This window comes from Streptomyces sp. CB01881 (assembly GCF_002953255.1).
In the GTDB taxonomy this organism is placed as follows: domain Bacteria; phylum Actinomycetota; class Actinomycetes; order Streptomycetales; family Streptomycetaceae; genus Kitasatospora.
The window spans coordinates 10,550,327-10,558,800 of record NZ_CP026498.1 but is presented as its reverse complement, the minus strand read 5'-3'; the positions used below and the strand labels follow the sequence as shown (position 1 = coordinate 10,558,800).

At 75.8% G+C, this 8,474-nt stretch carries 10 protein-coding genes; 3 read left to right on the top strand and 7 right to left on the bottom strand.

Annotation, left to right across the window (positions count from 1 at the left end; translation table 11 throughout):
* Positions 1-118: 118 nt before the first annotated feature.
* Both C2142_RS35465 and map read right to left on the bottom strand, forming a co-directional pair.
* Entirely contained in the window at positions 119-544 is a 426-nt protein-coding gene (locus tag C2142_RS35465; protein ID WP_148646944.1) for a thioesterase family protein, read from the bottom strand.
* 179 nt (positions 545-723) lie between these two features.
* Positions 724-1,491, bottom strand: coding sequence for a type I methionyl aminopeptidase (map, locus tag C2142_RS35460; RefSeq protein ID WP_148646943.1), 768 nt, complete (start codon positions 1,489-1,491; stop codon positions 724-726).
* 80 nt (positions 1,492-1,571) lie between these two features.
* Between map and C2142_RS35455 the strand changes: the two genes are divergently transcribed.
* Positions 1,572-1,841, top strand: a complete 270-nt coding sequence (locus C2142_RS35455; protein ID WP_148646942.1) for a helix-turn-helix transcriptional regulator — start codon at positions 1,572-1,574, stop codon at positions 1,839-1,841.
* A gap of 218 nt (positions 1,842-2,059) precedes the next feature.
* On the opposite strand, the gene C2142_RS35450 is transcribed toward C2142_RS35455, so the two are convergent.
* A complete protein-coding gene (locus C2142_RS35450) occupies positions 2,060-2,254 on the bottom strand; it encodes a hypothetical protein (protein ID WP_148646941.1) in 195 nt (64 codons plus the stop codon).
* A gap of 133 nt (positions 2,255-2,387) precedes the next feature.
* On the opposite strand from C2142_RS35450, the gene C2142_RS41820 reads away from it, so the two are divergent.
* Complete coding sequence (locus C2142_RS41820; protein WP_206671091.1) at positions 2,388-5,216, top strand: helix-turn-helix domain-containing protein; 2,829 nt, start codon at positions 2,388-2,390, stop codon at positions 5,214-5,216.
* A 105-nt stretch (positions 5,217-5,321) separates the two neighbouring features.
* Here C2142_RS41820 and C2142_RS35440 read toward each other — a convergent pair whose 3' ends face one another.
* The 4 genes from C2142_RS35440 to C2142_RS35425 form a co-directional block, all read right to left on the bottom strand.
* Positions 5,322-6,095 (bottom strand): glucose 1-dehydrogenase, encoded by a 774-nt coding sequence (locus C2142_RS35440; RefSeq protein ID WP_148646939.1) that lies wholly within the window; start codon positions 6,093-6,095, stop codon positions 5,322-5,324.
* Positions 6,092-6,253 (bottom strand): hypothetical protein, encoded by a 162-nt coding sequence (locus tag C2142_RS35435; RefSeq protein ID WP_153882847.1) that lies wholly within the window; start codon positions 6,251-6,253, stop codon positions 6,092-6,094. The genes C2142_RS35440 and C2142_RS35435 overlap by 4 nt, the downstream gene beginning before the upstream one ends.
* On the bottom strand, positions 6,253-7,086 hold the full coding sequence (locus C2142_RS42075; protein ID WP_346766414.1) for an MFS transporter: 834 nt from the start codon (positions 7,084-7,086) through the stop codon (positions 6,253-6,255). The genes C2142_RS35435 and C2142_RS42075 overlap by 1 nt, the downstream gene beginning before the upstream one ends.
* Positions 7,087-7,163: 77 nt before the next feature.
* Positions 7,164-7,754, bottom strand: coding sequence for a TetR/AcrR family transcriptional regulator (locus C2142_RS35425; RefSeq protein ID WP_148646937.1), 591 nt, complete (start codon positions 7,752-7,754; stop codon positions 7,164-7,166).
* Positions 7,755-7,915: 161 nt separating this feature from the next.
* Between C2142_RS35425 and C2142_RS35420 the strand changes: the two genes are divergently transcribed.
* On the top strand, positions 7,916-8,401 hold the full coding sequence (locus C2142_RS35420) for a DoxX family protein (protein ID WP_148646936.1): 486 nt from the start codon (positions 7,916-7,918) through the stop codon (positions 8,399-8,401).
* Positions 8,402-8,474: the final 73 nt, after the last annotated feature.

The window sequence follows — 8,474 nt, the reverse complement described above, 5'->3', positions numbered from 1 at the left end:
CCCGGGTGGCGCCGTGCCCGGCGGCCGAGCGCAGGAGCGGGGCTCGGAGCGGGGCTCAGGGCGGGGCTCAGGGCGGGGCTCGGAGCAGGGGGCTCGGAGGCGGGGCTCCCTGGCAGGCTCAGAGCCCGAGCAGCCCCGGGTCCGTTGCCAGCGCGAGCATCGGCTCGCGCGGGTCCGCGACCAACCGCCGCTCGGTCAGGTCCAGGAACCCCCCGACACAGGTCACCTCGGCGGCGAGGACCCCGTCGGTCCGGGTGATGGCCTGCACCAGTTCGAAGGTCCTGCCGCCGCCCCAGACGAACCGGCAGCTCACGTCCACCTCGTCGCCCGCGCGCAGCTCCCGCCGGTACTTGACCGTGGTCTCCAGCACCACCGGGCCGATCCCCTTGGCCAGCAGGTCGGCCTGCCGCACGCCCGCCGACTGGAGGTACTCCCAGCGGGCGTGCTCGGCGTACTGGAGGTACACCGCCTGGTTGAGGTGGCCCTGCGCGTCGGTCTCGTAGCCGCGGACGGTGACCCGCACCGTGAAGTCCTGATCGGTCATGGTCCGCACGCTACTCCGGACGCGGCGTCACTGGCGCGTGGCGTCCGTCACCGCCACCGCCACCGCCAGGGCCAGAGCCAGAGCCAGAGCCACCGACAGGCTTCGGCCACCGTCAGGGCCACCGCCACGACCGGCCCGGGGAGCACGCGGTGGCCGGGTCGTGGGGCCCCTGGGCGGGCCTACCGCAGGGTGAGGATGCGGGGACCGTCCTCGGTGATCGCCACCGTGTGCTCGATGTGCGCGGCCCGGCTGCCGTCGGTGGTGCGCAGCGTCCAGCCGTCCGGGTCGGTGTCGTGGTCGTCCCGGCCGCCGGCCGTGAGCATCGGCTCGATGGCCAGGACCAGTCCCGGCTTGAGCGGGTAACCGCGGCCCGGGCGCCCCTCGTTGGGCACGTGCGGATCCTCGTGCATCCGCCGCCCGATGCCGTGCCCGCCGAACCCCTCCGGCAGCCCGTAGCGGGCCCCGCGCGCCACCTTGGCGATCGCGTGCGCGATGTCGCCGGTCCGGTTGCCGAGCACGGCCGCGGCGATCCCCGCCTCCAGCGCCCGCCGGGTGGCGTCGATCAGCTCCTGGTCCGCGGGCCGAGCCGTCCCGACGGTGAAGCTGACGGCGGCGTCGCCGGCCCACCCGTCCAGCACGGCCCCGCAGTCGATGCTCACCAGGTCCCCGTCGCGCAGCCGGTAGCCGTCCGGGATGCCGTGCACGACGGCGTCGTTGACGGAGGCGCAGATCACGGCGGGGAACGGCACCGGTGCGAACGAGGGCCGGTACCCGAGGAACGGCGAGGTGGCCCCGGCCTTGCACAGCACCTCCCGCGCCACCCCGTCCAGCTCCAGCAGGCTCACCCCGACGCCCGCCGTCGCCTCGACGGCTGCCAGCGCGTCGGCCACCACCCGCCCTGCCTCCCGCATCGCCGCGAGCGCCGCCTCCGACTTGAGCTCGACCATGCTGCTGATCCCCTCGATCCACTCAACCAATTCTTATACCGGTATATCTATCACGGTTGCGGCGGTATTAGTATTGGCGCATGGTGAGGACCCCACTGACCCCCTGGGAGCGCGACCGCGGCGAGCGGTTCGGCGCCCTGCTCCGCGAGGCGCGCGGCGCCCGCAGCATGGTCGAGGTGGCGGCGGCGGCCGGCATCTCCTCCGAGACCCTCCGCAAGATCGAGACCGGCCGGGCACCCACCCCCGCCTTCTTCACCGTCGCCGCGCTCGCCTACGCCCTCGGCCTCTCCCTCGACGACCTCGCCGCCGCCTGCGCGCCGGCGGAGGACGACGAGGCACTCTCGGCCTAACCGCGGCGCGGCCGGTTACGCCTGACGCTGCGCCAGGCGCCCCCGCGCAGCGGGTAGGCCCGGGCGGCGTGGTGGCCCGGGCGGCACGGCGGCGCCCTGCTTCGGCGGAACCCGTTCGTCACGGACACGGCCGCGAGGGCGCCCGGCGGGCCGCGTCGGACACGCCCCGGGCCGGGCGTCGGCCTGGCGGGTGGGGCTGTCCTGCAGCAGGGTCCGCGTCAACGGACCAGCAGGGCGGCGACCGACGTGGCCAGCATCAGGGTGCCGGTGCACCCGCCGACTCCCCGCGTGACGACGGTCGGGAGCGTGGCCCCGTCGCGGTGCGCGAGCCAGGCTGCCGCGGCCCCGGCCAGCAGTCCCAGCAGCAACGTCATCAGGCAGGCCAGCAGGATCACGGCGGTGTGGTCGGACACGGTCTCAGTTCCTTTCGAGCGGGATGTTCGTCCGAGGCCGAATCTGACGGAACGCGTGTGCGACATGGTGCGTTTGAACGAAGACGGGCCAAGGCGAACAGCCGGCCACCGGGCGAGACGAGGACAGCAGGCGTTGGAGGATCTCTCTCCCGAGCGGGCGGCGGCGTTGACGAGGCTCCGCCGGCTGCTCCGGGCCGGGCTGGCGGAGTCCGGCCTGACCATGGCGCGGCTGGTCCAGCGGACCGGCCTGTCCCGGACCACCGTCAGCCAGGCCCTCAGCGAATCGGCGCCGCCGCCGTCGCCGCGGACCGTGGCCGCCCTCGCCGAGACCCTCGGGCTCGACCCGCGGGCCCTCCTCGAACTCCGGGACCCGGTGCGGCGACCGGGCGGCCGCCCCGGCGACGGCGGACCCGGCCTGCCGATCGGCGACTGGGACCCGCACGACCTTGAGGTCCACCCCGCCGTGCATCCCCCGGCCGGGGCGGCGGACGGCCGGCCGGACGGCCGGCGGCTGCCCGGCTACGTCCGCCGTCCGCACGACGAGGCACTCGCCGGGCACGTCGCGGCGGTCGCGGCGGGCGGGAGCCGCATGGCGGTACTGATCGGGTCCTCGTCCACCGGGAAGACCCGTTCCTGTTGGGAGGCGGTGCAGCCGCTCGCCGAGCTGGACTGGCGGCTCTGGCACCCCTTCGATCCGACCCGGGCCGAGGCCGCCCTCGCCGACCTGGGGCGCGTCGGCCCACGGACGGTGGTCTGGCTCAACGAGGCGCAGCACTACCTGGGAGCGGCCGACGGCGTCGGCGAACGCATCGCCGCCGCCCTGCACGCCCTGCTGACCGATCCGCAGCGCGGCCCCGTGCTGGTCCTCGGCACGCTCTGGCCGAACCACTCCGACGACTACGCGAGGCCTCCGGCGCCCGGCGGAGGTCACGACCCGTACTCCCGGGTCCGCGAGCTGCTGGCCGGCCGGCGGATCATCCTGCCCACCGGCTTCGACGACGCGGCGGCCGCCGCGGCCAGGGCGCTGGCCGCGGCCGGCGACACCCAGCTGGAGCTGGCCCTCGCGTCGGCCCGTGACGGGCGGCTCACCCAGTTCCTCGCGGGCGCCCCCGAACTGGTCGACCGGTACGAGTCCGCGTCGCCCGGCAGCCGGGCCCTGCTGGACGCGGCGATGGACGCGACCCGGCTGGGTGTCGGCCCCCATCTCCCGCACGACTTCCTCCGCCGGGCCGCGGTGGGCTATCCGGCCGACGAGGAGTACGACGCCCTTCCCGAGTCCTGGATCGAGGACGCGCTCGCGGACACCGGCAGAACGGTGCACGGCGGCTACGCGCCGCTGCGGCAGGTCCGGGCCCGCCCCGCCTTCCGTGCGGAGGGAACGACCGGCGAGGTGCCCGCGACCCCGGTCCACCGGCTCGCCGACTACCTGGAGGAGCACGGACGCCGGGTGCGGCGGCCGTACTGCCCGCCCGAGTCCTTCTGGTCCGCCGCGTACCGGTACCTGGACCAGCCCGACGACCTCGACCGGCTCGCCCGCGCCGCCTCGGACCGGATGCGTGACCAATGGGCCCACCGGCTCTGGGAGAAGGCGGCGGAGGCGGGCAGCTCGGACGCCCTGGTCGCGCTGGTCCGGCGGGCGTCCTCGGCGGGCGACGCCGCCGGGGCCGAGCGGCTGGCCTGCCGGGCCGCGGCGGCCGGCAACACCGGCGGCCTGGCCGCGCTGGCCTGGGTACCCGAGCACCTCGGGGACTTCGACGAGGCCGAGCGCCTCTCACTGCTGGCGGCCGGGTACGGCCTCACCTTCGCCCTGCAACGCCTTCAGAAGCGGCGGGCGCAGGCCGGGGACCTCGACGGCGCCGCGCGCAACCTGCGGCAGGCCGCCGACGCGGGCGACCTCTCCGCGCTGCTCGACCTCGCCGCGATGGCCGAGGCCGCCGGGGACCGGGCCGCGGCGGAGGAACTGGTCGCCTCGGCCGCCGAGGCCGGCCGCACCGAGGCCGTGGTGCAGCTCGCCGCGCTCCGCGAGCTCGACGGTGCGCACGACGAGGCGTGGGAGCTCGCCCACCGGGCCTCCGCCCAGGGGGACGACTCGGTGATGGGCATGCTCGCGACCCTGCGGGAGCGCAGCGGGGACCTCGACGGAGCCGAGACGTACCTACGGCGGGCCGCCGAGGCCGGAGAACCGGACGCCCTGGCCCATCTGGCCTGGATCCGGGAGGGACGCGGCGCCCGGGACGAGGCCGAGGAGCTGCTCCGGGAGGCCGTCACGGGTGATCTCACGGCGGTGGCCTCGGTCGCGGTGCTCCGGGCGATGACCGGCGATCTGGACGGGGCCCGGCGTCTGGCCGACGAGATCGCCGGGCTCGGGGAGTGCTCCGGGCTCGTACGCCTCGCCGGCCGGCTGAAGGAGAACGGCGACCCGGCCGGCGCCGAGCGTGACCTCCGCCGGGCCGCCGCCCACGGCGACGTCACCGCGCTGGACCTGCTCGCCGCCGCGTACGAGGAGGCGGGCGACCTCGACGGGGCGGAGGAGCAGGCGGTCCGCGCGGCCCGTGCGGGCGGGACGTCCGCCCTGGTCCGGCTGTGCGTGCGCCGGGGCTCCGCCGGCGAGACGGACGCGGCGGCCCGGCTGGCGCTCCTGGCGGCCGATGCGGGCAACTCCACCGGCCTGCTCGGGCTCGCCGTCGTCCAGGAACAGCGCGGCGACCACGACGGCGCGGAGAAGACCCTGCGGCTGGCGCTCGACCGGGGCGTCCTGGCGGCGCACGTCCCCCTCGCCCAGCTCCGGCTCTCGGCCGGCGACGCCGCCGGCGCCCGCCGGCACCTGCTGAGGGCCGCGGACTCGGGCGAGGCGTTCCTTGAGGTCGCCACGGTCCGCGCCGGTTTCGGGGCCGACGCGGGCCGGGGACCGCTCTGGCCGCACGGGCTCGATCCCGACGGAACGCCGACCGCCCCGTGGTGACCGGGCGACGGGCGGCGCACCGCCCGGCCCAGTGGTGACCGCGCCGCCGGCGGAACGGTCGGGTGGCCCGGCCGCTCCGCCCGTGGTCCGTGAGCCCGTGGTCCGTCAGGCCGTGATGCCGCCGTCGAGGACGAGGTCGGCGCCCACGGTGTAGGCGGACTCGGGCGAGGCGAGGTGGAGGACGGCGGCGGCGATCTCCTCGGGTGCGCCGGCCCGGCCCGCGGGGACCTGGGCCTTCATGCGGTCGGCCTTGTCGGCGGCGTTCTCGCCGGGGCGGGTGGACATGGTGGTCTCGACGGGGCCGGGGCTGACGGAGTTGATCCGGACGCCGTCGGCGATGTGGTCGCGGGCGGCGGCGCGGGTCAGGGTGGCGACGGCGGCCTTGGTGACGGCGTAGGCGCCGAGGCCGGGCAGGCGCATGTGGGTGCCGAGGTTGGACGAGATGTTGACGATGGCTCCGCCGCCGTTCGCGCGCATCCGGGCGATCTGGTGCTTCATGGCGAGCCAGGTGCCGGTCAGGTTGGTGTCGACCAGGCGCTGCCAGTCCCCCTCCTCGACGTCGGCGAGCGGGCCGGGGGTCCCGAGGATGCCGGCGTTGTTGACGGCGATGTCCAGCGCTCCGAACCGCTCGACGGTCTCCTGGACGAAGCGGGCGGCGTCGGCGCTCTTCGTGACGTCCCCGACGAGGGCGACGGCCTTGCCGCCCTCCTCCTCGATCAGGGCGACGGTCTCGGCCAGCGAGCTCCCGGTGCGACCGGCGACGGCGACGCGGGCCCCCTCCCGGGCGAAGGCGAGGGCGACGGCGCGGCCGATGCCGGTGCCGCCGCCGGTGACCAGGACGGACTTGTCGGCGAAGCGGGTGGCGGTACGGGTGGTCATGCGGAGTACTCCTCGGTGTGGTTGAGCGGGTGTTCGGAACGGGTGGAGCGGGTCAGGGAGGCGACCGCCGCGGCGGTCAGGGCGAGCCCCGCCGCGGCGGCCGCGAAGGCGGCGGCGTAGCCGCCGACCTCGGTCGGGCGGGTGGCGGCGAGCGCCATCAGGGCGCGACGCCGGTGGTGGGGCCGAGTTCCACGGCGGTGTTGAGGACGCCGGCCGCGAGGCCGGTGCGGTCCGGCGGGACGCCGTGGGTGGCGAGCACCGCCGCACCGGCGAAGGCCGGGCCGGCGCCGGCGCCGGCGCCGGCGGGCAGCAGGCCGGTGACGTACGGGGTGGCGGGGGTGAGGCCGGCCAGCAGGGACAGCCCGGCGGCGGCCACCGCCAGACCCCCGGCGGTGACGGCGGCGGCGCCGTACCGGGCGGCGAGCGGCGCGGCCAGGCGGCCGGCCAGGAGCAGCACCGCGGCGTACGGGAGGAAGGCGGCGGAGGTGGCCGGCACGCCCCAGCCGCAGACCTGTTGGAGGTAGAGCGAGAGCAGCAGGAAGGTCAGCGCGGTGCCGGCGGTGGTCGCCATGACGGCGGCCAGGGTGGTGGCCCGTCGGCGGCCGGCGAGGAAGCCGGGCGGCAGCAGCGGATCGGTGGTGCGGCGTTCGGCGGCGGCGAAGGCGAGTAACAGGGCGGCGCCCACGGCCAGCGGGCCGAGGACGGTCGGTGCGCCCCAGCCGTGTTCGCCGGCCGCGACGAGTCGTAACCGGCCGCGCAGACACCGGTGGTGGCGAGGGCGGCGCCGCGCAGGTCGAGGGCGGAGGGGGCGCCCAGCACCGGGCCGGCGGGCGGCAGCAGCCGGCCGGAGAGGGCGAGCCCGGCAATGGCGACGAGTACGGGGACGCCGAACAGCCAGCGCCAGGAGGCCCAGGCGTTGACCGCACTGGGCCAGGCCGCACTGGGCCAGGCCGCGCTGGGTCCGGCCGTAACGACAGTGGTTCCACCACAAACCCCCCTCACTATATTGACCGCTCGGTCCAATATCAGGACCGGGAAAACGTCGGCCGCCGGCCGCCCGAGACAGACTCAGTCCAGCAGTGCGAGTGCCTGCTCGGCCGCGTCGTGCAGGCGGGCCGCGCCGTCGCCGGCCTTGCCGATCACCCGCATCCCCTGGAGCAGCACGAGCAGCATCCGCGCCAGCGCCCGCGGGTCACGCCCCGCGGGCAGCTCCCCCTGCGCCTCGGCGCGGACCAGCGCGGCCGTCAGCGCCGTCTCCAGGTGGCCGAGGCTCGCCGCCACCCGGCGGGCCGCGCCCGGGTCGTGCGGGGCGAGTTCGACCGCCGTGTTGGTGACGAAGCATCCGCGCCGGAGCCCGCCGTCGCCGTCCTCGCCGGCCTCCCGCGCATAGCGGCGGACCAGCGCGCGAACGGCCGGGAGCACCGGACCGGGCTGTGACAGCTCAGCCAGCAGCACCGGGTCGCACTGCTCGCCGTAGCGCTCCAGCGCGCGCAGGTACAGCTCGCGCTTGCTGCCGAAGGTGGCGTAGATGCTGGCGCGGGCGATCCCCAACCCCTCGACCAGGTCGGCCATCGAGGTGGCCTCGTAGCCGCGCCGCCAGAACAGCTCCAGAGCCGACTGGAGAGCCGCATCGGGGTCGAATTCCTTGGTCCGTGCCATACCTGAACCTTAGTCATATCCAGATCGATCGGTCAAGAAAGCAGGGAGGTCTAGACCATTGCTTCGAGTACGGTCGATTTGACGGAGTATTGTCAAATATGTGCCAGTAAGCCTAACCTTACTTCTTCTCCGTCCCCACCCCCCACTGGAGGCACGTCCCCATGCCGACCACCGTTCAACAGGCACTCGATTCGGCCCGCCCCATCGTCCTGACGGCCTTTCGGGTCGTCGTCGGACTGCTCTTCGCCTGCCACGGCGCCGCCTCGCTCTTCGGCGTCTTCGGCGGCGCCAAGGGCGGCGGCACCATCCCGGTCGGGCAGTGGCCCGGTTGGTGGGCCGCCCTGATCCAGCTCGCCGGCGGGGCGCTGGTGCTGGCCGGCCTCGGCACCCGGATCGCGGCACTGCTCTGCTCCGGCTCCATGGCCTACGCGTACTTCACCGTCCATCAGGAGCACGCGCTGCTGCCGCTGCAGAACGGCGGCGAGGCCTCGGTGATGTTCTGCTGGGCGTTCCTCGCGATCGCGGTGCTCGGCTCCGGCCCCTTCGCGGTGGACCGGCTGTTCACCGGGTGGACCGGCGTCCGGGCCGGCCGCACCGGCCAGGCCGAACACTCCGGGCACGGCTCGCAACCGACCCCGGCCGGCTGACCGGAGGAGTGCGGCGGGACGGCCGCCCTCGCGCGGCCGTCCCGCCACACCGATCCCCCGCCCGCTCCTCCCC

Bases quoted from the DNA above. Each gene is read 5' to 3' on its own strand.
- C2142_RS35420 (WP_148646936.1), top strand. From the start codon at position 7,916: ATGCCGACCACCGTTCAACAGGCACTCGATTCGGCCCGCCCCATCGTC.
- C2142_RS35440 (WP_148646939.1), bottom strand. From the start codon at position 6,095: ATGACCACCCGTACCGCCACCCGCTTCGCCGACAAGTCCGTCCTGGTC.
- C2142_RS35425 (WP_148646937.1), bottom strand. From the start codon at position 7,754: ATGGCACGGACCAAGGAATTCGACCCCGATGCGGCTCTCCAGTCGGCT.
- C2142_RS35465 (WP_148646944.1), bottom strand. From the start codon at position 544: ATGACCGATCAGGACTTCACGGTGCGGGTCACCGTCCGCGGCTACGAG.
- C2142_RS35455 (WP_148646942.1), top strand. From the start codon at position 1,572: ATGGTGAGGACCCCACTGACCCCCTGGGAGCGCGACCGCGGCGAGCGG.
- map (WP_148646943.1), bottom strand. From the start codon at position 1,491: ATGGTCGAGCTCAAGTCGGAGGCGGCGCTCGCGGCGATGCGGGAGGCA.
- C2142_RS35435 (WP_153882847.1), bottom strand. From the start codon at position 6,253: ATGGCGCTCGCCGCCACCCGCCCGACCGAGGTCGGCGGCTACGCCGCC.